We start from the raw sequence: 22,709 nt of genomic DNA on the forward strand, positions 1-22,709 counted from the left end.
AAGACACCTCGAACTTGTTTATTTGTTTTTAGTATAAACTCTCTGTTCGGTGTGTCTATCATTTAGACTAGCATCAAAATACAAATTTTAATATTGTTATGCTATCTCGTTGTTGCTGGCGGAATTGCTTGGATTACGAGTCATATACAACATAGGGAAACGAATGCAGAACAAGTTTCTTAAAATGAAAGAAGCTATCCGTTTTTTTAGGATAGCTTCTTTTTTATTTACGCTCCATTACCGCAAAGTAATTGTTTTCATTATCAGCAAAGTTGAATGCTCTACCTGTAGGTAAATCTACAACTTGTCCAACTGTAATGTTTTTCTCAGAAAGATCTTTATACAGTTGATCTAAGTTATTAGAGAAGAACATAAGTGAAGGTGTATTTAAGTTTAATTCAGGTTGCATCTTCGCAATTAACGCTTTATCGTGAAGGACGATGCTTGTGCCTCCTTCTTTCGTTGGTGCAATTTCAATCCAGCGAAAGCCTTGTCCGTTATTTTCTTCCGCAATAATTTGGAATCCTACTGTCTCAGTCCAAAATTGTACTGCTTCATCTTGATTATTTACATATAACATAATTTGTCCAATTTGATTAATCATAGGTGTGTCCTACTTTCTTTTCTTGTATGGAATTCTATTATATCAAAGATATGGTTTGAATACTTTTTCGTGATTTTTCCGAAGTACAATCTTAGCCCATTTCATATTTGTCGTAGGGGAAGGCCCTGTAATCCATGTATGAAATGGTAGTGTACTGCAAATGACCATTGCTGAAATCGAGATTGTGGCCGTTATTGTAAATAATAATAAGCTATATAATATTGTGTTTTCTTGCAGTGTGAATAAAGAAAGAAATTTTGTACATAGTTGCAAGAAGAAAAAATGAGCTAAATAAGCACCATACGTGTAACTCCCAATAAATCGTAAAGCTTTATATAAGAAACCTCGTCGTTGTACGATTGTAATAGACAGCACGTAAAGTATAATAATTTCGCATACGATATATAAAAACATAGACGGTTTTAAATAAGTCGAAACGGTTAAATGAATAGAGTTTGCTCCGTAAAAACTAAATAACTCATAATTGATGAATAGAAATAAGACGAAAAATAGCATTGTTATAAGCGGGATATGTTTCATGACAAATGTACGCCACGCTTTTAGTGCGACAGCAGCGATTCCTCCCATGACGAAATAGAATGAGTAGAAGAAGAAGGAACGATCTGTATAATGTAAAATGGTTGAGTTAGTCAATTTCTCTCCATTAAAAATGTAGTGGGAAGAATACCACATTAAGAGAAAATATAGACAAGCAAAGATGGTCATATATTTATATATGTCTTTTTTATTTTCTGTTCGTTTTTGAAACCAATAAAATAGTGTGCATAGCAAAGGGAACAATAAGTGAATTTGGAACATCATAATAACGTACCAAAGATGGGGCGCGGCTGTTCCGAGTAAAAAACTTTTGATTCCGCTTTGTAGTGTAATCATATCGTTTGTTGTTAATAAGTAAAGAATAGACCAGAAGAAATAAGGAATGAGTAAATGTGCGGCTTTTTCATAAATATATTCTGTGTAGGCCAGTTGCTTCGTATATTGCCGAATTAAGTGAAAGCCGACGATAAATATGAATGCAGGTGCTGAGAATTTTGCAAGGTTAAATAGCATGCCCATAATGAGGGATTGCTCAAGTAAAACATTTCCTTGATTCATTGTATATAATAAGGAACTTTGCAAAACGACAGCAAGGAATGCAATGCTTTGCAAAACTTTAAATTCTGGTGCGCTTTGAGTCATTAGATCCATCTCCTTTTCCATACATGATTATAGTACGGAGAATGGATAATGGATGTAGAATATTTGTGAAGATTATAACAAATTTGTGGCGGAATGGATTAGCAACAAAAAAAGAGGATGCTCGGTTGGAGCATCCTCTTTCTATTCATTAAGCAAATTTATTTTTGATCCAGTTCTTACCTTCTACAAGGCGAGCTGTCATTACGGCACAAGCGTTATCTCCTGTTACGTTTAACACTGTTGCAGGAGGGTCAATGATTGTACTAATTGCTGCGATAATTGGCAATGCTTCTGGCGGGAAGCCATATAGAGAAACGATTAACATTTCACCAATCATACCACCACCTGGAATAGCGCCCATTACTGTTCCTACTAATAGAGAAACAACAAGTGCAATTGCTAATGTTTTCGGTCCTTCGAATTCCATGTTGAAAATACCGAATAAGAAAGCAATTTTTAATACGCCACCTAAAACAGATCCATCTTTATGAAGTGTAGATCCAAGAAGGACAACTGTTTCACGAACGTCAGAAGAGATACCCATTTTCTTCGTTGCTTCCAAGTTCGCTGGAATACTAGCAGCACTACTACAAGTTGCTAGTGATGTAACTGTAGGAGAGACCATGTTCTTCCAAAATATTTGTACACCTTGTTTGCGACCCGCAAGGTATGCATAGAACGTGAAGAATACAAAGAAGTAAATTAGAGACGCTGGATAGTATACCATTGCTGCTCGGAAGTAAGTTCCAAGAAGTTGTGGTCCGAATTCACCAACTAATGCCGCGAAGTAAGCAGCAAGTCCGATTGGAGCGTAGTACATAATGAAAGATACAACTTTCATTGGAATTTCTGCACCAGCTTGTAAGAATGTAGCGAATGGCTTTCCTTTTTCACCAACTGCTGAAGTTGCAACCCCCATTAAAATAGAGAAGAAAATAAGAGCTAACATATTTTCACGAGATAGTAACTTCGAGAAATCAGATACTGTTATAATACCAACAATTTGATCCGCAACACTAACAGCTTTTTCAGCTTTGTCAGGTTGTGTTAGTTCTAATACAACACCTTGTGCTGGCGGGAATACTTTCACGACAATAATCATAAAAATAGCAGCTAAAATACTTGTAAATAAGAAAGTTCCAGCCATACTAGACATAATTTTACCGAAACGTTTTAATCCATCCATATTAGCAATAGATGACGCGATGCTAAAGAACACTAAAGGTACAACAATCGTAAACATTAAGTTTAAGAAAATGTCACCAAGCGGCTTTAAAGCAACTGCATCGGCACCCATGAAATAACCAATGAAACCACCAATTAGGATAGAAGATAATAAAATAAGCGGAAAGCGATATGCCTTCATAAATATATCCTCCTATCAATTAAAAAAATCATACTGAATTATTATAGCGAGTTAGAGCCCTCTTTGCTAGGAAAATACCGATAGATGGAATAGCGTGAAAACCGAGAAATTTTTGTTTTTAAGCTCGGCATACAGCAGGAAATCTAGACATATATATTTGTAACCTAGTGGTGGCAAAGGATGCACCGTAACTTAGGTTTGGAAAAAGGGGGAGGGGAAAAGGGATGAATATTTTACTTTGCTGTGCAGCGGGAATGTCTTCCAGTTTAATTGTTACGAAAATGGAGAAAGCAGCAGAGGCAAGAGGGATAGAGGTAAAGATTTGGGCAGTATCAGGTTCTGAAGTAAATAGTCACATAGATGAAGCTGATGTACTTTTACTTGGACCACAAGTACGTTATTTATTACCGAAAATGAAAGAGTTATGTAAAGGGAAAGGGATACCTGTTGATGTCATTCAGTCCGTCCATTACGGGCTTTGTAATGGGGAAGCAATCCTGCAAGCAGCTTTGTTAATGAAACCATGAGGAGAGTGGAATACATGGTACGGTTTTTAGAGAAATATGTAATGCCAGTAGCAGGGAAGGTTGCAGAACAGAGGCACTTGCTAGCGATTCGTGATGGACTTGTATTGACGATGCCTTTCTTAATTATAGGATCATTTTTCCTCATCATTAGTGCTTTACCAATACCAGGCTATAATGATTTTATGGCAGGTTTGTTTGGGGAGAATTGGCAGAGGGCTTTAGGGTATCCAGTTAGTGCAACTTTTAATATAATGGCTTTAATAGCTGTTTTTGGAATCGCTTACAGACTTGGAGGATATTATAAAGTGGACGCTTTAGCATCCGGGGCATTGTCGCTTGTGACATTTTTACTTGCGACGCCATTTCAAGTTGCATATATTATACCAAGTACAAAAGAGAGTGTACTTGTAGAAGGTGCTATCCCAGCTGCATTAATGGGAAGCCAAGGGTTATTTGTAGCAATGATTATTGCACTTATATCTACTGAACTTTACCGGTTTATTGTACAAAAAAAGATAATTATAAAGATGCCAGAGACAGTTCCGCCAGCTGTGACACGTTCATTTGCCGCGCTTGTTCCAGGATTTATTGTTGTAACGGTTATTTGGATTTTACGCTTAATTATAGAAAATACTTCTTTTGGCAGTATCCATAATATTGTGGGGCAAATTTTACAGGAACCACTTAGTGTACTTGGTGCTAGTCTTTGGGGTGCAATAATAGCTGTTATTCTCGTTCATGTTCTTTGGTCATGTGGAATTCATGGAGCTACTATTGTTGGTGGTGTAATGAGTCCGGTTTGGTTGTCGTTAATGGATCAAAACCGAGTTGCTTACCAAGCAGGGCAAGATATACCAAATACGATTACTGCACAGTTTTTTGATTTATGGATTTATATGGGCGGATCTGGTGCGACACTTGCTTTAGTTATTGGAATGTTATTGTTTGCACGAAGTCAGCAATTAAAAAGTTTAGGTAGATTGTCAATTGCACCTGGTATATTTAATATTAATGAGATGGTAACTTTTGGTATGCCGATTGTCATGAACCCAATTTTATTAATTCCATTTATATTAGTTCCGGTTGTGTTAACGATTGTTTCTTACTTTGCGATGGAATGGGGGTTAGTTGCCCGTCCGAGCGGAGCTGCTGTACCTTGGACGACACCTATTCTTTTTAGTGGATATTTAGGATCAGGCGGGAAAATTTCAGGTGTTGTGTTACAACTTGTTAATTTTGCGCTTGCATTCTTCATTTATTTACCGTTCTTAAAAATATGGGATAAACAAAAGTTGGCGGAAGAAAAGGGGGAGTAAAGAACTAAAATGGATACGATAGAAACGAAGGCTTTTCATTTAATTTTGCATGGGGGAAATGCGAGAAGTTGTTCAATGGAAGCAATTGATTGCGCAAAGCGTGGAGAATTTATAGAAGCAGAAGCTAAATTACAAGAAGCGTTAGAGGAATTGAAAGAGGCGCACCGTGTACAAACGGAGCTCATACAGAAAGAAGCTGGTGGTGAAAAGACTGAAGTTACCCTTCTGATGGTGCACGCGCAAGATCATTTAATGAATGCAATAACGGTGAAGGAATTAGCGAGTGAATTTGTAGAATTATATAGGAAGATGTCGATGTCTGAATGAACCTTGCGTATGCAAGGTTTTTTTATGTATGTGTCTGTACCATCAGTGGAGTGTTCGTTCCACTGATGGTATTTATAATCCTCCTTTTTACAAATGAGTAAGAGTGATATTTAATCGGTAGTAACAATCTCCCCTATACCACGGATTAGCTTTTTTATATGCATCTCATTTGGTTTTAATATACTTACGATATAATCAATCGCTATTTGCGGTTCAACGGTCGTACCACACGTATAACAGTCAATGGCTGCAAAGTTTTTTTCTGGATAAGTGTGAATAGAAAGGTGGCTTTCAGATAGTAAAACTAAAACAGTAACGCCATGCGGATCGAATTCTTTTGTACTTACGTTTAAAACATGGGCACCAGAGCGATCAGCAGCAGTAACTAAATGATATTCTAAAAAGTGAACATCATCTAATAAAGAAAAGTCCACTCCCCATAAATCTACTATTATATGCTTACCGAAAGTAGAGTATTCCATAAAGTAGCACTCCTCACTATAATATCGTCAAAACTCCATTTCTTTTTTGTAACATTGATGTAGGATAAGGTTTGATTCTGAGTTTAAAAGAGCGAGATTACGTTGTTCTAAATGTTCTTCTTGAAATTGAAACAAAGGAGCAAGAAGAGAAGGTAATGTTCGAGGAGTTGGCACAACATATAATTGTTCAATTTGATCGAGTACATAGGCAGAGTTAGCAGCAATATGAAATCCCCAGTCAGTTCCGAAAGAAGGAACGATTGTATGATAACTTTTCACAGTCAATCCAGCATGTTCGATTGTGTTACCGATGCTCCAATATACAAGAGGTGCATCAGCAGGTGAATTAGATTGGCAGACGAATGCTCCATCTTCTGTTAAAAATGTAGCTATCCGAGCAAAAAGTTCGCTTGTATATAAAGTACTTAAAACTTCTGTTGCTGGATCAGGAAAATCAATAATAATTACATCGTATAGAGAGGAAGAAGAATTTAGAAATTCTTTTGCATCGCATACGTGTACATTTACACGACTATCAAAAAATGCACTTTGATTTAAAGAAACTACTTCCGGAACATTACGTGCCATATTAATCATTGCCTCGTCTAAATCAACAAGATCTACATGTAGCACAGTTTCATATTTTAAAACTTCTCGTAAAGCAAGACCATCGCCACCACCTAATATAAGAACACGTTTTGGATCAATTACCTTTGACATAATTGGATGAACAAGTGCTTCATGATAAATTTGCTCATCGACGGAACTAAATTGTAATTGCTTGTCCAAATATAAACGGACATCACTTACTTGTAACAAAGTAATATTTTGATAATTACTTTGTTCTGCAAATAAATTTGTATGCTCACCAGCTTGTATTTCTTTAAGAGAAATTTCATCCCATATATCTAAGCTGTGTGAATTTGTGGGTACTATGATTACATTTTCCGATTGTTCTTGTTTGTTCTGCTTATCCTGTTTATCTTGCTTGTCCTGTTTATCCTGCTTGTCTTGTTTATTTTCCATTTCCTGTTGTTCTAGTTCAAATTTATCAGAGTCTAATTCAGAGCGCTTGTCTTTTTTATAGCTTGTTATTCTATAAATCTTTATTTTGTTCTGTTTTCTATGTTTTGGCATAGGAATCCCCTTTCGAATTGTGTTATTTTATTCTATTCTATGTAATTTAGTAGAGTTGGCTTGGACAATAGATAGAAGAGTGTATTGAAGAGAGGTTTATTTTTACTAGATTTTCACGCGCAAAAAATTTTTTTAGTGTATTTTTTGTTTTAAATACAACTAGACAACTAAACACTAATCTATTTTCATACAGTTATGTGTTAAAAGCGTGTTGTTTTATAACACACTGTGTGTTTTTTAGGTGGCACACTAATTGAAAGCGCTAACACACAAAGAAAACAGTCGAAAAAGTGCTGATTTTAGTGGTTTTAAAAAGTTGGCACGCTAATTGCATTAATAAATAGCGTAAAGAAAAATAAATAAACATAAATTTTTTATACTACACAAGGGGGATTTTCAAATGAATATTTTATTATGTTGCTCAGCAGGGATGTCTACAAGTTTACTAGTTACAAAAATGGAAGCGGCTGCAAAAGCTCGCGGTCTAGAAGGAAAGATCTGGGCTGTATCTGGGGATGCAGTAAAAACAAATATCGATCAAGCAGATGTATTATTACTAGGACCACAAGTTCGTTACATGCTTTCTTCAATGAAAACGCTTGCTGATGAGAGAAACGTTGGAATCGACGTTATCAATCCAATGCACTACGGCATGATGAATGGAGAAGCAGTTTTAGATCACGCGTTAACACTTAAAAAATAATTAGGGGGGAAGCGAAATGCAAAAGTTTATTGCATTCATGGAGAAATATATTGTTCCTGTCGCTGGTAAAATCGGATCGCAACGTCACTTAGCTGCGATCCGTGACGGATTTATTGCAGTTATGCCACTTATCTTAGTTGGTGCATTGGCATCACTAATTAATGGTTTTCCGTCTGAAACTTTCCAAGAGTTCATGAAAGGTTTGTTTGGTGAAACGTGGAAACAAGTTGGCGGTGGAATGTGGACTGGTTCTTTCGCAATTCTAGCACTAATCATAGCATTTACAACAAGTTATAACTTAGCAAAATCTTACGGCGTTGATGGTTTGTCAGCAGGTATTATTTCATTTGGTGCGTTAATTATTCTTACGCCAACAACACCGAAAGAAGGCGGATTGAACTTAGCTTGGACAGGTGCACAAGGGTTATTCGTAGCAATTATTGTGGCGCTCCTTGTTACTGAAGTATTCCGTTTTTTTGTACAAAGAAACATTACATTTAAAATGCCTGATGGAGTACCACCAGCAGTTTTAAGATCGTTCGCAGCTATAGTTCCAGCATTTGTTATCTTAACAGTAGTTGCAGGTATTCAATTAGCAGTGAAATTAGCTGGTACAAGTGTTCATGAATTTATCTTTAATACGATTCAATCACCACTGCAAAGTTTAGCAGGGACATTACCAAGTGCAATTATCATTGTAATCCTTGTTCATCTTCTTTGGTTCTTCGGTTTACATGGTCCAAATATCGTTGGTGGTATTATTGAGCCATTATACTTACCGGCATTAGAGGAAAACATGAAGTTATTCAAAGGTGGTACATCTGCATTTGATGTTCCAAACATTGTTACAAAACCATTCTTTGATACTTTCGTATATCTTGGTGGTTCTGGTGCAACATTAGCGTTCTTAGTAGTTGTGTTAATTGTAGCGAAAAGTGCACAATTACGCAGTGTATCTCGTTTATCAATTGGTCCTGGTGCATTTAACATTAACGAACCAGTAATCTTTGGTACACCAATTATTTTAAATCCAATTTTATTCTTACCGTTTATCATAACACCAATTGTATTAGTAATTACTTCTTATACAGCTATATCTATTGGCTGGGTACCAAAAACAGTTGGGATGATTCCATGGGCAACACCACCAATTATTAGTGGTTATCTTGTAACAGGTGGACATCTTTCAGGTGCACTCCTACAGTTATTCAACTTTGTAATTGCGATGGTAATCTATTATCCATTTGTTGTATTATGCGATCGTTCTGTTGTTCGTACTGAAAAAGCAGCAGCACAAGGAAATAACAACTCTGTACCTATGTAACATAAAGGTTGTTCTCGCAGATAAGATTGTCTGTGAGAACAACTACCTTTATATCATGTTCAAAAAGATGAAATCCATCTACAAGAACACCAAACTATCATTCATAAAATAATAATGTAATAGAAATGTTCAAACTGAAGGGGTATTTCAATCGGTTGAACCATAATAGAGAGGGCGGTAATTATGATGACTACAGCAGAACAAATTCCATTCCAATTAATTTTAAATAGTGGTAATGCACGAAGCTTTGCAATGGAGGCACTTCAATTTGCCAAACAGGGGAAAATGGCAGAGGCTGATGAAGCGATGGTGAAGGCGAAAGAAGCGATTAATGAAGCGCATCATTTCCAAACAGAGCTCATACAATCAGAAGCAAGAGGAGAAAAAACAGAGATTAGTGTTCTTTTAATTCATGCACAAGATCATTTAATGAATGCGATTACAGTAAAAGAATTGGCGGCAGAATTTATTGACCTTTATAAAAAATTAGAAGCGAAAGGGGAATAAAGCATGACTGGAATTAAAATTGCTACAATCGGTGGTGGATCTAGTTATACACCAGAGTTAATTGAAGGATTTATTAAACGTTATGATGAGCTTCCTGTTCGTGAAATTTGGTTAGTAGATATTGAGGCGGGAAAAGAAAAGTTAGAAATCGTTGGTAACTTAGCGAAACGTATGGTAAAAAAATCAGGTTTACCAATTGAAGTACATTTAACGCTTGATCGCCGCGAAGCATTAAAAGATGCTGATTTCGTAACGACGCAGCTTCGCGTAGGTTTATTAGAAGCTCGTGCAAAAGATGAAGCAATCCCATTAAAATATGATGTAATCGGTCAGGAAACGAATGGTCCTGGTGGTTTATTCAAAGCATTGAGAACGATTCCTGTTATTTTAGATATTTGTAAGGATATGGAGGAGCTTTGTCCGAATGCATGGTTAATTAACTTTGCGAACCCAGCTGGTATGGTAACAGAAGCTGTCCTTCGTTATACAAATATTCAAAGAGTAGTTGGTCTATGTAACGTTCCAATCGGAATCCGTATGGGTCTTGCAAGATTACTTGAAGTAGATGCAAGTCGTGTCCACGTTGATTTTGCAGGTTTAAATCATATGGTATACGGACTAGATGTATATTTAGATGGCGTAAGTGTAATGGATCGTGTGTTAGAACTTGTAACAGATCCAGAAAAGCAAATTACGATGGAAAATATTGCAGTACTTAACTGGGAGCCAGACTTTATTCGCGGTCTTCGTGCAATTCCATGTCCATACCATCGTTATTACTACAAAACACGTGAAATGTTAGAAGAAGAGAAAGAAGCTTCGGTTGAAAAAGGTACACGTGCAGAAGTAGTAAAACAATTAGAAGATGATTTATTCGAGTTATATAAAGACCCGAACTTAGATATTAAACCACCACAATTAGAAAAACGTGGCGGCGCTTATTATAGTGACGCAGCATGTAGCTTAATTACGTCTATTTACAATAATAAAGGTGATATCCAGCCTGTTAATACACGAAACAACGGAACAATTGCAAGCTTACCGCATGATTCTGCTGTTGAAGTGAACTGTATTATTACGAAAGAAGGTCCAAAACCAATTGCGGTCGGAGATCTTCCCGTACCAGTTCGCGGTTTAGTACAACAAATTAAATCATTTGAGCGCACAACAATTGAAGCTGCTGTTACAGGAGATTATCATAAAGCGCTACTTGCTATGACAATTAATCCACTTGTACCATCAGATAAAGTTGCAAAACAAATTTTAGATGAAATGTTGGAAGCACATAAAGAATATCTTCCGCAGTTCTTCAAAAAGGTAGAGAAATAAAGCGGCGCTATTTAGCCCGCTTTTTTTATTCTATTAGGAGGTATTACGATGATTAAGTTAATTGTAAACGCAGATGATTTTGGTCTTACAGAAGGTACAAATTACGGCATTATTGATGGACATATAAATGGACTTGTAAATTCAACGACGATGATGATGAATATGCCAGGAACAGAGCATGCGGTACGCTTAGCAAAAGAATATAACCTACTCGGAGTAGGCGTACATCTCGTATTAACGGCAGGGGAACCTCTTCTTGGAGACGTACCATCACTTGTAAATAGCGATGGATTGTTTCATAAACAAAGCGTCGTATGGGAAGGGAAGCTAAATGCAGAAGAAGTTGAGAGAGAATGGACTGCTCAAATTGAGAAATTTCTATCTTACGGATTAAAACCAACTCACTTAGATAGTCATCATCACGTGCATGGATTACCGATCTTGCACGATGTTCTTGAGAGATTAGCGGCTACATATAATGTTCCAATTCGTCGTTGTGAGGAAGAGCGAGCAGTACGCCCGTTTTCTGACGTGTTTTACAGTGACTTTTACGCGGATGGTGTGACGGAAGATTACTTTGTGAAGTTAAAAGAAAGAGTACAAGGTGAACAAACGGTAGAAATTATGGTTCATCCAGCGTATATTGATCCAGAGCTTGTGAAGCGTTCTTCTTACGTAATGGATCGTGTGAAAGAATTGCGTATTTTAACAGAGAGCGAGTTGCCTGAAGGAATAGAACTTGTGAAGTTTTAATAGAAAAACGACGGCTACATAATGCCGTCGTTTTTTTATTTACAAAATCGATAGGATATATCCGCCAAAGGCTCCGAGTATAACGATAACCCAAGGTGGTGTTTTCCAAAAAGTGAGCAAGCAAAATAGAAGAGATGCAAAAACAAAATCTACAGCGTTCATAATTGTGCTCGTCCAAATAGGATCATAAAAAGCTGCTAATAAAATACCGACAACAGCTGCATTGATTCCAAGTAGTGCGCCTTGTATGTAAGATATTTTTCTCACGCTGTCCCAAAATGGTAAAACACCAATAACGAGCAAGAAAGCAGGAAGAAAGATTGCAATTGTTGCGAGTATTGCCCCAAGCGTCCCGTTTAACACAGCTCCTATATAAGAAGCGAATGTAAATAGTGGACCTGGTACGGCTTGTGTTAATCCGTATCCAGCTAGGAACTGTTCTTTCGTCATCATTCCGTTTTGTACGAACTCACCTTCAAGAAGGGGTAGCACGACGTGTCCGCCTCCAAATACAAGTGCGCCAGAGCGATAGAAACTATCAAATAAAGCGATGTAATATGAGAACGGTCTTAATATTGGTAGCAACAGTAATAGTCCGAAGAATAAGATGAGACAAGAAACTGCTATCGTTTTTGAAATAGGTACTTTTATATTTTGAGATTGACTAATTGGTTGGTTGCGATATAAAAACCAGCCGATAAAGCCAGATACTATAATGAGAATGACTTGTGTCCAGCTACTTGGCCATAATAAGGCGATTGCGGCAGTTACAATAGCAATCGTCGCACGATTTCGGTCTGGCGTTAATTTTTGCGCCATTCCCCATATGGCATGAGCAACAATTGCGACTGCTACAAGTTTTAGTCCATGAATCCAGCCAGCACTTCCAAGGTCGAATTGATTAAGGAATGAGGCGAAGAAAACTAAAACAAGCACAGATGGTAAAGTGAATCCAATCCATGAAATAATAGCTCCTAATAATCCACCTCTTAATAATCCAACCCCCATACCGACTTGACTGCTAGCAGGACCAGGAAGGAATTGACATAGTGCTACTAAATCTCCATAGCTTCGTTCATCCATCCATTTTCTTTTTTGTATGTATTCGTGGTGGAAATAGCCAAGATGGGCGACAGGACCACCAAATGAAGTAAGTCCTAATTTAAATGAGACGAGAAAAATCTCTAATAATGTGTGAAAAGTATATTTGTTATTTTTCAAAACTACCTCCTATAATGCTTTCCTACGTGCATTATACAAGAGATAGTAAAGAAAAAGGAACGATTCTAATGTAAAGATTATGTGAATCTTTTCTTCGTAATTAAAACTTGAAAAAGTCATAAATGATTATGTATAAACCATAAAGTAGTAGAAGTAGTGCTGGGAAATTTATATAAGGAGAATGCCTGTATGACAACACATTTCTTTGCGAGGTTAACAGGGAAGAGGGAACTACCTCCTGTAAATACAGAAGCTTATGGTGTAACAGAGTTTATATTTAGTGATGATTTAAAGAAATTACAATATCGGATCATATTGAAAAACATCGAAAAAGTTACATCATGCCAAATTCATTTAGGAAAAGCGGATCAAATAGGTCCAGTGGTTTTAAATTTGTTTGGTCCAATAAAGCAAGGTATTAGTGTAAATGAAGGAGTCGTGACCGGTGTAGTCAATGTGGAGGATTTTGAAGGGCCTTTACAGGGGAGAGCGTTTGATAGCCTACTTCAAGAAATCATTCAGGCAAATGTATATGTAAATGCTTATACGAAGTCGAATAAGAAGGGCGAAATCAGGGGGAGAATCAGAAAAGTAAAGAAGTAGAAAAAAGGCTGTCCATTTTGGAACAGCCTTTTTTCTATAAGGTACAAATTTTAGTGGTTATTGTCGGTAAATCGATATATTGTGAAAATCGCTAATATAATTCGCGTTACGGTCGATATATTTAAAACACTGCTTCGATTAATTTTTTACAGGCTGATTTTTAATGAAGAAGTCCATGATATAAAACACTTCATCATCAGGTATTTGTATTTCAAATGTATTTTCAATTGGTTGTAATGCTTTTTTCACTTTCATATACATCCAATACTCATCTTGTCTTCGTTTCTCTTTATCTGGATGAGGGAGGAGGCTTTCTCCTTTTTGAAGACGGTCAACCATACAGCTCATATGCAGAATCACACCCATTAAGCTGTCAGGAGTTAGCTGTAAGGAAATTAATTCTTGAATTGTATTTAATGCGTAACGAATTGTTTTAATAAGTAATGCTCCGTCGTTCCGCTGCATTTGTTGTTCCAGAATATCAGCCATTTTTGCATATGTTTCTTCATACGTAATTAATTCTTGAATTGGCTGAATCGCTGTGTAGTTTACAATGTCTTGGAAATGGTATGTTAAGCATGGCACCTGCACATCGAAATTTGTGACGATACAAATGATATTCCGCTCTTTTTTTATGTTCTCAATCATTTTCGTTAAATCTTTTTCATGGACGATACTAATCGGAATAATTTCAATTAAGTCTTTGTCAAATCGCAAATAGTTCTCTAACATTTTTTGAATAGCTAAAGCACTGCCTTCCCCAGTTAAACAAGCTGTTAAAATAACAGACTTCATTGGTGATAGTGGCTTTTTCTTTTCTTCTTGTACGTTTAAGTAAAACGGTGTTAAGTTCTTCACTGTCTCATACAATGCATCTAACGAGTAGCCAAGTTGAGCTTTTCGAGCTGCTTCTAGTGCATGTGGAGTGCTTGTCATGGAAAGAACACGTACCGGAATTTTGAACTCAGTTTCTAATATATCACCAATGTAAGCGAGTGAGCCCATATCGACGAGTAAGAGAAGTCCATTTACATTTTGGAGTGTTTTCATATACACTTTCACACGCTCTAAGAAATCTTTCGGCGATTCATGTAACGGCATATCGATACCGGTTACTTCCTCAATGCCAAGCAGTTCGTTTGCGACGTTTGCCATTTCTGTTGCGATGCCGTTGCCGTGCGCTAATATTAATACTTTTACTTCTGTTTGTGAGGCAGGAATTGGATCAACAACGAAGAACATTGTTAAAAAGCCTGCTTCATCAATAGGTATTGTTATTTGTAATTCATCCTCCAGTAGTTGAATGCATTGCATAGCTACGGAAAAAGCGTCTTTATATTTCGTACGAATTTGATTTAATTGTGGGTGATGAATTTGTTTCCCAGCTTGCAAACGTTGTAGAGTTGTCTGTACATGTAAGCTTAAAGCGAGAAATACTTTTTCATCAAACGTCTTAGATAAATGCTTTTCAGCAAGTTCCGCAATTCTTTCACATACGGAAACGATATTACGATCCACAATTTTAAAAACATTTTCATGACTTGTTTTTTTAGAAATTTGGTTAAAATATTGTACGAAAAAGCTTTGAATATCATTTTCTATTAGTAATTCTAATTCGTCTTCTTCAATACCGCGAGCTTGAAGTTCTTCGTATTTATAATCAATATAATCGTAAATAGAAGAACGTTTTTCATTCTCTATTTTATGATTACTCCAACCTTCATCACCTGTAAATATAAATGTTTCATTTGGTATTTGGTATAGATGACGGCTCTTTCTTTCAATGAATAGCCCTTCTTTCATATACCAAGGTAAATCTGTACTTGAAACATAGACAGAATCACGTTTCTTTGTCACAAGGTCAGAATAGGCTTTCGCACAGGCAATTTGTACATCCGTTTTTAATTGCCCGATGTTATTGGGGCAATTGTAAAAGACGAAAGCGCGCATTGCATTCGGACTAACGTGAATTTCTTTTCGCAGACGGATTGCTTCATTTGTGAAAAATAGTTGCAGTAAAGCAAATCGTTCTTTATGTGTACGCTCACGAAGTGGTGGCAGCGTAACAGTCATTGGTATACGTCTTGTAAATGTTTTTAATAAAAATGAATTTGGTTCTTCTGTTGTTGCAGTAATGATTAATACTTGTGCTTTACGCTCGTTTTCTGTTTCTCCAAGGCGGCGGTATACCCCGCGGTCAATAAAGGTGAAAAGCATTTCTTGTCCCTCTGGAGGAAGGCGATGTACTTCATCTAAGAAAAGGATCCCTTCATGTGCTTTTTCAATTAACCCTTTTTGATCACTTGCCCCTGTATAAGCTCCTTTTTTAATCCCAAATAACTGCCCCAGTAGTAGCTGTGGATTATTTGCGTAATCGGCACAGTTAAAGACGATAAATGGTGCATTTTTAGGAAGCTGTTCAACTTCAATTGCATATTCGTGCATTAAAGAAGCGAACATAGATTTTCCGACCCCTGTTTCTCCTAGCAGTAAAGTATGCATACCGTTTGGAGGATAGAGAATAGAAGCTTTCGCTTTTTCGATTGCGATTTTAAGGCTTGTATTTTCAATTGCAAATGTATCTAATGAAGTCATTTCCTTTGAATGCGTTTCCAACGAAGCGTTCGTTTCTATATAAAAACGAACAGGACGCGTATTTGTTTTTAATAAACGTTTATCTTTTACAAGTTTGTTTAAGTCGCTACTTACATTGGCACGATCTAGTTGCAACAGGGTAGCGAGTTCTGATGCGGTTACACCTTCTATATAATTGCCTTCTTGTATTGCGTTAAAAATGAGATCTATTCGTTTCATTTCTATTCACCTCGAAACTTCATCACTATTTAAAATTTTACACAAAAATGGGAAGGGTGGGAAGAGAAAAATAAAACAGCTTTAGCAAATAGGCACTAAAGCTGTTACAATCTTGTGTCTTTCCAAAAGTTCACTTCGAGGTGAGAAGATGGATTATAGGGAAGAAGTTTGTATCCTTGTGACTGTAAGTAATCAATTACTTTAGGCAGTATTTGTACGGTTACACTCGAATCATGCATTAAAATCACTTCGACTTGTTCATCGCTCTGATTACGTACTCTTTCTAGTATGGCAGAAGGATTGTCATAGCTTTTCCAGTCATATGTATCGATTGTCCAATCCCACATTTTATACTGGGCGGATACAAGTGCATCACGGTAATTCTTTTTTAAGTAAGGCATGCTACCATACGGGACACGAACGAGATGTGAATTTAATTTTGTAACTTGCTGAACAATATTTTGTGTTTGTTCCATTTCTGTAATTAAAGCGGATGGATCACCAGTGTAAAGGCGTTTTACATCGTGTGACATACTGTGAAGTCCGATATAATGCCCCTCTTGAATCAATCGTTGCATTGTTTTTTTATAATGTGGTACTTTTCCACCAATAACAAAGAAAGTTGCTTTTCCGTTCTTTTCCTTTAAGATGTTTAAAATTTGCGTAGTATATTTGTTTGGTCCGTCATCAAATGTTAAGTACGCGATTTTTTTTGTAGGAGAGGTAGTTTCAGTATTTGGATGATGTTCAGCAGGGGTCATTGTAGTTGCTCCTGCATGAGATGACGCGTACATAGTAATTGTTAAAAATAAAATAACGTATTGAAATACTCGCTTGATCATAACATTCACCCTCAGTTTGACAATCAAGATGTAAAAAAGAAAATATAATCCTTTTCTTATTATGTATATCTTTCTCCAATAGTGGAGCTCTCAAACAATCTATATTTTGGAAATATAAAATGATGAATAAAAAATAGCATCCTCTTATAAGAAAGAGGATGCTATTTGAATATTTCATAATTGTAAAGGCTATACTACAATTAGTCTTCGCGTTTTTTCACTTTTTTATAAAAGGAAATAAGTGGTTTGTAACGTTCATGTACAAGCCCAATTACTTCAGCAATGATTTCTGTAAAGAAGATTAAAACGAAAAGAAGAATAATGGATAACCATAATGTCGCACTAGAGAAAATGATTGCATTTACACTAAAGAAAATACCGAATGCGTATATAATTAGTACCGTTTTACGATGAGAGAAGCCCATTGCAAGTAAACGGTGATGTAAATGCGATTTATCTGGTGCTGAAATAGGTTTTTTATTTACGATACGACGGATAATTGCAAATGTCGTATCAAATACAGGTACGCCTAAAATGATAACTGGAACGATAAAGCTGAATAACGTTACACTTTTGTATAATCCAAGTAACGATATAACAGAAATACAGTATCCTAAAAATAGTGCGCCTGTATCTCCCATGAAAATTTTTGCTGGATGGAAGTTGTAGAATAAAAATCCAATTGTACTTGCTAATGTAATTAATGCTAGTGGTAAGATAATAGCGGCTCCAGTGCCCCATGGGCTAGTGAAGGCCATATATGCTAGCGTTGCAAGTACGATAGATGAAATACCAGCAGATAACCCATCTAAGCCATCAATTAAGTTGATTGCATTTGTAATACCTACAATCCAAAATACTGTAATTGGATAAGCAAGCCATCCAAGTTCAGTATCCCCGAGGATTGGGATATATAATACTTGCACTAATAATCCACTTTTTACAATCATCATGGCAACTAGTAGTTGTCCACCGAATTTTACCTTCGCAGATAACTCGTACATATCATCTAAAATACCGATGATTACAATGATAATCGCACCTAGCGTTATCGATAACATTCTTTGTTCGTATAAGCCGCCGACAACAAATCCTACAGCTACACCAATAAATATCGCTAACCCGCCAAGACGAGGCATAATCTTTTGGTGTACTTTACGAGCGTTTGGCTTATCTGTTGCTCCTATTTTAAAAGCTAACTTAATAACTAAAGGAGTAACGACGAGTACAGTGATGAAAGATGCCAAGATGGCATAAATCACTTGTGAGTCCATTAATACCCCACCCTTTTATAGTCTAACGTAATTTTTTTTAATATATTTATCTGAAAATTATGATGTTTATTTACAGGCTCATAACATATGGTATCACAAAAAGATTAGAATTCAATCTTTTTTTCTTTGTGTGGTAAATGGAAGCGGATAGAATATATGACAATTGTATACAGAATGTTGAATCATTTGAGAAGGTTAATTGTATTGGACTTTAGAATATGACATTTTCTCTTTTTTCGATAATGAATATTTTTATTTCAGTATTATAAGTGTTACACCTAGAAATGAGTAAGTTCCGTGTTAAAATGTGGGAATTTATCCGCATGAACGGGCAGTAAGGTTCGCACCTCAAAATTCAGTTGGAGAAAAGAAGTTAGGTGGGGATCTTAATTCCTGTACAAGCCTGATTGGTTTAACTAATAATTAGCCGGGGATGGATGCCCCTTACTGAATAAAGTTTCATTTTATATTCTTACATGTAATTTTACAAAAACTTAAAAAAGAATGGAAAAAGTAATTCATATAATAAAGAAGTAAAAGAGTTTTCTCATTTTTAATGTGAGAGGGGGAAGCACAGGGAGAATTCTATGTATTCGTATATTTTCTATTGTATATTCCTGTGCGAAAAGGAAATGAAAATTACGATAATAGGTACCGGATACGTTGGATTAATTACAGGAGTAGGATTGGCAATGTTAGGCCATTCAGTCACATGTTTTGATATAAATGATGAGAAAATTGAACGGATAAAGCAAGGAGATCTGCCTATTTATGAAGCGGGTTTATATGAATTAATAAATGATGCATGTGAGAATGACTGTTTAACTTTTACAACAAATAGAGTAAAAGCATTTTACGATGCAGAATTTATATTTATTGCAGTTGGAACGCCATCTTTATTAGATGGGACAGCGGATTTAACATATATTCGAAGTGCTTGTGACGATATTGGAACATATGCGACGAATGACATTATTGTCGTTACGAAAAGTACGGTTCCTGTAGGTACAAATGATGTTATGAGGGGATGGATTGAGGAGAAATTACAAAATAGATATGAATTACATATCGTATCGAATCCTGAATTTTTACGGGAAGGTTCAGGGATTTACGATTTTTTTCAGGGAGATCGTATTGTAATTGGAGCAGATAATGAGGAAGCGGCACGAAAAGTGGAGAATTTGTATAGTGAATTACGCTTAAAAACGTATGTTACAAATATAAAAAGTGCAGAGATGATTAAATATGCATCGAATGCTTTTTTAGCGACAAAAATTAGTTTTATCAATGAAATTTCAAATATATGTGAGAAGGTAGGAGCCAATGTATTAGACGTTGCACAAGGGATGGGAATGGATAAGAGAATTGGGGCGTCTTTTTTAAATGCTGGCATTGGTTATGGGGGTTCGTGTTTTCCGAAAGATACGAAAGCCCTTGTGCAAATTGCAGGGAATGTGGCGCATGATTTTCGCTTGTTAAAAGCAGTCATTGAAGTGAATAATAAACAACAGTTGTTATTGATTGAGAAAGCGAAGAAAGTATTAAATATGAACAAGAAGCGGATTGCGGTGCTGGGAGCGGCATTTAAACCGAATACTGATGATATAAGAGACGCACCGTCCCTTATTATGATACAAGAATTAATTCATATAGGTGCGGATGTAGTTCTATATGACCCAAAAGCGATTCCAAATATGAAAAATATCTTTGGAGAGACTATACAATATAGCGAATGTATAGATGAATCGATTAGAGGAGCGAGTGCGGCTTTTATCATGACAGAATGGGAGGCTATCCGAGCTTATCCGTTAGAAAGGTACGCACAACTTATGAGAGAACCTATTTTATTAGATGGAAGAAATTGTTATACTATTGAGGATGTCAAGAAGCAAGAGATAGATTATTATTCGGTTGGAAGAGAAAGTATTTGTAAGAGGGAATTTTCCGTTATTCGTTAAAAAGGCATGTATTCATGTATATTCTTATATGTCATAATAGAAGTTGTAACTAGTGAAAGAAAAGAGGCAATGAAATGACTGAACGTTTAAAAGTAATGACAATTTTCGGGACACGTCCAGAAGCAATTAAAATGGCACCTCTTGTGTTAGAGTTGCAAAAACATCCAGAAAAAATTGAGTCGATTGTGACTGTAACAGCGCAACATCGTCAAATGTTAGACCAAGTATTAAGTATCTTTGGAATTACGCCAGATTTCGATTTGAATATTATGAAAGACCGCCAAACTTTAATTGATATTACAACGCGTGGTTTAGAAGGTTTGGATAAAGTAATGAAAGAAGCAAAGCCGGATATTGTACTTGTACATGGTGATACAACGACAACATTTATTGCGAGTTTAGCTGCTTTCTACAATCAAATTCCAGTAGGGCATGTTGAAGCAGGACTTCGTACATGGGATAAATATTCTCCATACCCAGAAGAGATGAATCGCCAATTAACAGGCGTCATGGCAGATCTTCATTTCTCACCTACAACAAAATCAGCAACGAACTTACAGAAAGAAAATAAAGATGAGTCACGCATTTTCATAACAGGGAATACAGCGATTGACGCACTAAAAACGACTGTAAAAGAAACATATAGTCATCCTGTACTAGAGAAACTTGGAAACGATCGTCTTGTACTTATGACAGCTCACCGCCGTGAAAACTTAGGAGAGTCAATGCGTAATATGTTCCGTGCAATTAAACGTCTTGTTGATAAGCATGAAGACGTACAAGTTGTGTATCCGGTTCATATGAACCCAGTTGTTCGTGAGACAGCGAATGATATTTTAGGCGATCATAGCCGAATTCATTTAATTGAGCCGCTAGATGTAATTGATTTCCACAATGTTGCAGCTCGTTCATACTTAATGTTAACTGATTCTGGTGGTGTACAAGAGGAAGCGCCGTCACTTGGTGTACCGGTTCTTGTTCTTCGTGATACAACAGAGCGCCCAGAAGGTATTGAAGCAGGTACATTGAAATTAGCAGGAACAGACGAAGAGACAATCTTTGGTCTTGCTGATGAGTTGTTATCAGATAAAGAAGCTCATGATAAGATGTCAAAAGCATCTAATCCTTACGGTGATGGCCGTGCATCAGAGCGCATTGTAGAAGCAATTTTACAACACTTTAATAAGTAAATAAAAAAGAGCCAAATCATATGCGATTTGGCTCTTTTTGTTATTGCTGATTTCTCATAATCCACTCTGCATGAGCATTCGTAGAAGGAGGTGGTTCAGTTGGTGCTTTGTTCTGATTCTGATTCGTTTCTTTCTTTGCCTTTTCGTCAGAGTTAGAATTTGAAGAATGGTTTGATTCGGTTTTTGTAGTTGGATTTTCTTGAGTGTTTGCTGTTTCTCCTAATTCTTTTTTAATTTCGTTACGTACTGTCTCTACACCGATTGGATCTGGAAGGAAGTAATAAATACCACCTATTTTTTTGTCTTCTCCTTCAAGTTTGAACGTTTGCATTGTAGAAGGATCAAATCCAGATAGTTTATTGTAAAGAGCCAGTCCGTCTGAAATAGGAATGTCAGTTTTTATATATTTTCCAACGACTGCTGTTAAATCTTTAATTTTAAATACGGTAGAGGCTGAATTTAGTTTTTGAGCAACAGCGGCTAGTAATTGTCTTTGTCTAGCGGCCCGACCATAATCGCCGTTTGGATCCTGCTTTCGCATACGTACGTATGCGAGTGCTTCTTCCCCATTTAAGTCTTGTTGTCCTTGCTTAAATTCGATTTTTTTGTAGTAATCCACGTCTGAACGCTCCCAAAAATCGAATGGGACATCAACAGTAACACCGCCAACAGCATCAACAATTCCTTTAAAGCCTTGGAAATCAATTTTAATATAATGGTCTACAGGAACTTTTAGAAAACCTTCGACAGTTTTGATTGCCATTTCTTCTCCGCCGTAAGCGTGCGCAGCGTTAATTTTGTCCTCTTTGTTCTTACCAACAATTGGAACGCGACTATCACGAGGGATACTCATAAGCGAAATCTTTTTAGTTTTAGGATTGACGGTCGCAAACATTAATGAATCTGTACGACCGTTTTGACCGTCCGTTGCATAATCTTCTATACCCATAATGAGGAGTGTAAAAGGCTCCTTTGTAATTTCTACATCTTCGGTTCTCAAGTCCGATTTTTGACGAGTAAAACCACTATACATCCCCATGAGAGAAGAGTAGGAATTTAATATATAAAGTCCTACACCACCAAATAAAAATACGAAAATAAGGAAGTAGAAAAACTTTCTTCTTCGTTTCTTTTTTATTCTGCTATTTTGGAGATGATAATAACGTTCTTCCATATATAATCTCCTTAGTTCATTTGTAGGAAAGTAATTCACTACATTAATCTTTAAAGGT

General features: G+C 36.5%; 21 protein-coding genes. 11 read left to right on the plus strand and 10 right to left on the minus strand.

Annotation, left to right across the window (positions count from 1 at the left end; genetic code table 11):
- Positions 1 to 223 precede the first annotated feature (223 nt).
- From JDS99_RS26040 to JDS99_RS26050, 3 genes are all read right to left on the minus strand, one after another.
- Entirely contained in the window at positions 224 to 604 is a 381-nt protein-coding gene (locus JDS99_RS26040; protein ID WP_199695971.1) for a VOC family protein, read from the minus strand.
- A gap of 42 nt (positions 605 to 646) precedes the next feature.
- The gene (locus JDS99_RS26045; protein ID WP_199695972.1) at positions 647 to 1,804 is read right to left on the minus strand and encodes an acyltransferase; all 1,158 of its coding nucleotides are present in this window, start codon (positions 1,802 to 1,804) and stop codon (positions 647 to 649) included.
- A gap of 148 nt (positions 1,805 to 1,952) precedes the next feature.
- On the minus strand, positions 1,953 to 3,170 hold the full coding sequence (locus tag JDS99_RS26050) for a dicarboxylate/amino acid:cation symporter (protein WP_199695973.1): 1,218 nt from the start codon (positions 3,168 to 3,170) through the stop codon (positions 1,953 to 1,955).
- Between the two features lie 224 nt (positions 3,171 to 3,394).
- On the opposite strand from JDS99_RS26050, the gene JDS99_RS26055 reads away from it, so the two are divergent.
- The 3 genes from JDS99_RS26055 to JDS99_RS26065 are packed head-to-tail and all read left to right on the plus strand — an operon-like array spanning position 3,395 to position 5,340.
- Entirely contained in the window at positions 3,395 to 3,697 is a 303-nt protein-coding gene (locus JDS99_RS26055) for a PTS sugar transporter subunit IIB (protein ID WP_001023540.1), read from the plus strand.
- 14 nt (positions 3,698 to 3,711) lie between these two features.
- The gene (celB, locus tag JDS99_RS26060) at positions 3,712 to 5,013 is read left to right on the plus strand and encodes a PTS cellobiose transporter subunit IIC (protein ID WP_199695974.1); all 1,302 of its coding nucleotides are present in this window, start codon (positions 3,712 to 3,714) and stop codon (positions 5,011 to 5,013) included.
- Between the two features lie 9 nt (positions 5,014 to 5,022).
- Entirely contained in the window at positions 5,023 to 5,340 is a 318-nt protein-coding gene (locus JDS99_RS26065; protein WP_048542550.1) for a PTS lactose/cellobiose transporter subunit IIA, read from the plus strand.
- Between the two features lie 110 nt (positions 5,341 to 5,450).
- Here the strand turns inward: JDS99_RS26065 and speD are convergent, their stop codons facing one another.
- Together speD and JDS99_RS26075 are read right to left on the minus strand one after the other, a co-directional pair.
- The gene (speD, locus tag JDS99_RS26070) at positions 5,451 to 5,822 is read right to left on the minus strand and encodes an adenosylmethionine decarboxylase (protein ID WP_088123753.1); all 372 of its coding nucleotides are present in this window, start codon (positions 5,820 to 5,822) and stop codon (positions 5,451 to 5,453) included.
- Between the two features lie 27 nt (positions 5,823 to 5,849).
- On the minus strand, positions 5,850 to 6,959 hold the full coding sequence (locus JDS99_RS26075) for a polyamine aminopropyltransferase (protein ID WP_088608294.1): 1,110 nt from the start codon (positions 6,957 to 6,959) through the stop codon (positions 5,850 to 5,852).
- Positions 6,960 to 7,359: 400 nt separating this feature from the next.
- On the opposite strand from JDS99_RS26075, the gene JDS99_RS26080 reads away from it, so the two are divergent.
- The 5 genes from JDS99_RS26080 to chbG all read left to right on the plus strand — a co-directional run bounded on the left by JDS99_RS26080 (position 7,360) and on the right by chbG (position 11,575).
- Positions 7,360 to 7,662, plus strand: a complete 303-nt coding sequence (locus JDS99_RS26080) for a PTS sugar transporter subunit IIB (RefSeq protein ID WP_001023569.1) — start codon at positions 7,360 to 7,362, stop codon at positions 7,660 to 7,662.
- Positions 7,663 to 7,678: 16 nt separating this feature from the next.
- Positions 7,679 to 8,986 (plus strand): PTS cellobiose transporter subunit IIC, encoded by a 1,308-nt coding sequence (celB, locus tag JDS99_RS26085; RefSeq protein ID WP_199695975.1) that lies wholly within the window; start codon positions 7,679 to 7,681, stop codon positions 8,984 to 8,986.
- A 183-nt stretch (positions 8,987 to 9,169) separates the two neighbouring features.
- Positions 9,170 to 9,493, plus strand: a complete 324-nt coding sequence (locus JDS99_RS26090; protein WP_000989050.1) for a PTS lactose/cellobiose transporter subunit IIA — start codon at positions 9,170 to 9,172, stop codon at positions 9,491 to 9,493.
- Positions 9,494 to 9,496: 3 nt separating this feature from the next.
- On the plus strand, positions 9,497 to 10,822 hold the full coding sequence (celF, locus tag JDS99_RS26095; protein WP_199695976.1) for a 6-phospho-beta-glucosidase: 1,326 nt from the start codon (positions 9,497 to 9,499) through the stop codon (positions 10,820 to 10,822).
- A gap of 48 nt (positions 10,823 to 10,870) precedes the next feature.
- Positions 10,871 to 11,575 carry a chitin disaccharide deacetylase gene (gene chbG / locus JDS99_RS26100; RefSeq protein WP_087983957.1) on the plus strand — a complete coding sequence of 235 codons (705 nt, stop codon included), beginning with the start codon at positions 10,871 to 10,873 and terminating at the stop codon, positions 11,573 to 11,575.
- Positions 11,576 to 11,614: 39 nt separating this feature from the next.
- On the opposite strand, the gene JDS99_RS26105 is transcribed toward chbG, so the two are convergent.
- Positions 11,615 to 12,796, minus strand: a complete 1,182-nt coding sequence (locus tag JDS99_RS26105; RefSeq protein WP_199695977.1) for a chromate transporter — start codon at positions 12,794 to 12,796, stop codon at positions 11,615 to 11,617.
- A 189-nt stretch (positions 12,797 to 12,985) separates the two neighbouring features.
- Between JDS99_RS26105 and exsM the strand changes: the two genes are divergently transcribed.
- Positions 12,986 to 13,399: an exosporium regulatory protein ExsM gene (gene exsM, locus JDS99_RS26110; protein WP_199695978.1), complete on the plus strand. Its 414-nt coding sequence runs from the start codon at positions 12,986 to 12,988 to the stop codon at positions 13,397 to 13,399.
- Between the two features lie 138 nt (positions 13,400 to 13,537).
- Here the strand turns inward: exsM and JDS99_RS26115 are convergent, their stop codons facing one another.
- The 3 genes from JDS99_RS26115 to JDS99_RS26125 all read right to left on the minus strand — a co-directional run bounded on the left by JDS99_RS26115 (position 13,538) and on the right by JDS99_RS26125 (position 18,329).
- The gene (locus tag JDS99_RS26115) at positions 13,538 to 16,213 is read right to left on the minus strand and encodes a sigma-54-dependent transcriptional regulator (protein ID WP_097907153.1); all 2,676 of its coding nucleotides are present in this window, start codon (positions 16,211 to 16,213) and stop codon (positions 13,538 to 13,540) included.
- Between the two features lie 104 nt (positions 16,214 to 16,317).
- The gene (locus tag JDS99_RS26120) at positions 16,318 to 17,055 is read right to left on the minus strand and encodes a polysaccharide deacetylase family protein (protein WP_088064806.1); all 738 of its coding nucleotides are present in this window, start codon (positions 17,053 to 17,055) and stop codon (positions 16,318 to 16,320) included.
- 200 nt (positions 17,056 to 17,255) lie between these two features.
- Positions 17,256 to 18,329, minus strand: a complete 1,074-nt coding sequence (locus JDS99_RS26125) for a glycosyltransferase family 4 protein (protein WP_000378314.1) — start codon at positions 18,327 to 18,329, stop codon at positions 17,256 to 17,258.
- Between the two features lie 587 nt (positions 18,330 to 18,916).
- Between JDS99_RS26125 and JDS99_RS26130 the strand changes: the two genes are divergently transcribed.
- Positions 18,917 to 20,287 (plus strand): UDP-glucose dehydrogenase family protein, encoded by a 1,371-nt coding sequence (locus JDS99_RS26130; protein WP_097889561.1) that lies wholly within the window; start codon positions 18,917 to 18,919, stop codon positions 20,285 to 20,287.
- Positions 20,288 to 20,361: 74 nt separating this feature from the next.
- Complete coding sequence (wecB, locus tag JDS99_RS26135) at positions 20,362 to 21,477, plus strand: non-hydrolyzing UDP-N-acetylglucosamine 2-epimerase (protein ID WP_199695979.1); 1,116 nt, start codon at positions 20,362 to 20,364, stop codon at positions 21,475 to 21,477.
- A gap of 40 nt (positions 21,478 to 21,517) precedes the next feature.
- Here the strand turns inward: wecB and JDS99_RS26140 are convergent, their stop codons facing one another.
- Positions 21,518 to 22,651, minus strand: coding sequence for an LCP family protein (locus JDS99_RS26140; RefSeq protein ID WP_088608298.1), 1,134 nt, complete (start codon positions 22,649 to 22,651; stop codon positions 21,518 to 21,520).
- Positions 22,652 to 22,709 lie beyond the last annotated feature (58 nt).

Source organism: Bacillus cereus group sp. N6 (assembly GCF_016483705.1).
GTDB classification, from domain to species: domain Bacteria; phylum Bacillota; class Bacilli; order Bacillales; family Bacillaceae_G; genus Bacillus_A; species Bacillus_A wiedmannii.

Excerpts from the sequence above, each read along its gene's own strand:
- JDS99_RS26040 (WP_199695971.1), bottom strand. The coding sequence starts at position 604 with ATGATTAATCAAATTGGACAAATTATGTTATATGTAAATAATCAAGAT.
- JDS99_RS26045 (WP_199695972.1), bottom strand. The coding sequence starts at position 1,804 with ATGACTCAAAGCGCACCAGAATTTAAAGTTTTGCAAAGCATTGCATTC.
- JDS99_RS26050 (WP_199695973.1), bottom strand. The coding sequence starts at position 3,170 with ATGAAGGCATATCGCTTTCCGCTTATTTTATTATCTTCTATCCTAATT.
- JDS99_RS26055 (WP_001023540.1), top strand. The coding sequence starts at position 3,395 with ATGAATATTTTACTTTGCTGTGCAGCGGGAATGTCTTCCAGTTTAATT.
- celB (WP_199695974.1), top strand. The coding sequence starts at position 3,712 with ATGGTACGGTTTTTAGAGAAATATGTAATGCCAGTAGCAGGGAAGGTT.
- JDS99_RS26065 (WP_048542550.1), top strand. The coding sequence starts at position 5,023 with ATGGATACGATAGAAACGAAGGCTTTTCATTTAATTTTGCATGGGGGA.
- speD (WP_088123753.1), bottom strand. The coding sequence starts at position 5,822 with ATGGAATACTCTACTTTCGGTAAGCATATAATAGTAGATTTATGGGGA.
- JDS99_RS26075 (WP_088608294.1), bottom strand. The coding sequence starts at position 6,959 with ATGCCAAAACATAGAAAACAGAACAAAATAAAGATTTATAGAATAACA.
- JDS99_RS26080 (WP_001023569.1), top strand. The coding sequence starts at position 7,360 with ATGAATATTTTATTATGTTGCTCAGCAGGGATGTCTACAAGTTTACTA.
- celB (WP_199695975.1), top strand. The coding sequence starts at position 7,679 with ATGCAAAAGTTTATTGCATTCATGGAGAAATATATTGTTCCTGTCGCT.
- JDS99_RS26090 (WP_000989050.1), top strand. The coding sequence starts at position 9,170 with ATGATGACTACAGCAGAACAAATTCCATTCCAATTAATTTTAAATAGT.
- celF (WP_199695976.1), top strand. The coding sequence starts at position 9,497 with ATGACTGGAATTAAAATTGCTACAATCGGTGGTGGATCTAGTTATACA.
- chbG (WP_087983957.1), top strand. The coding sequence starts at position 10,871 with ATGATTAAGTTAATTGTAAACGCAGATGATTTTGGTCTTACAGAAGGT.
- exsM (WP_199695978.1), top strand. The coding sequence starts at position 12,986 with ATGACAACACATTTCTTTGCGAGGTTAACAGGGAAGAGGGAACTACCT.
- JDS99_RS26115 (WP_097907153.1), bottom strand. The coding sequence starts at position 16,213 with ATGAAACGAATAGATCTCATTTTTAACGCAATACAAGAAGGCAATTAT.
- JDS99_RS26120 (WP_088064806.1), bottom strand. The coding sequence starts at position 17,055 with ATGATCAAGCGAGTATTTCAATACGTTATTTTATTTTTAACAATTACT.
- JDS99_RS26125 (WP_000378314.1), bottom strand. The coding sequence starts at position 18,329 with ATGGACTCACAAGTGATTTATGCCATCTTGGCATCTTTCATCACTGTA.
- JDS99_RS26130 (WP_097889561.1), top strand. The coding sequence starts at position 18,917 with ATGTATTCGTATATTTTCTATTGTATATTCCTGTGCGAAAAGGAAATG.
- wecB (WP_199695979.1), top strand. The coding sequence starts at position 20,362 with ATGACTGAACGTTTAAAAGTAATGACAATTTTCGGGACACGTCCAGAA.
- JDS99_RS26140 (WP_088608298.1), bottom strand. The coding sequence starts at position 22,651 with ATGGAAGAACGTTATTATCATCTCCAAAATAGCAGAATAAAAAAGAAA.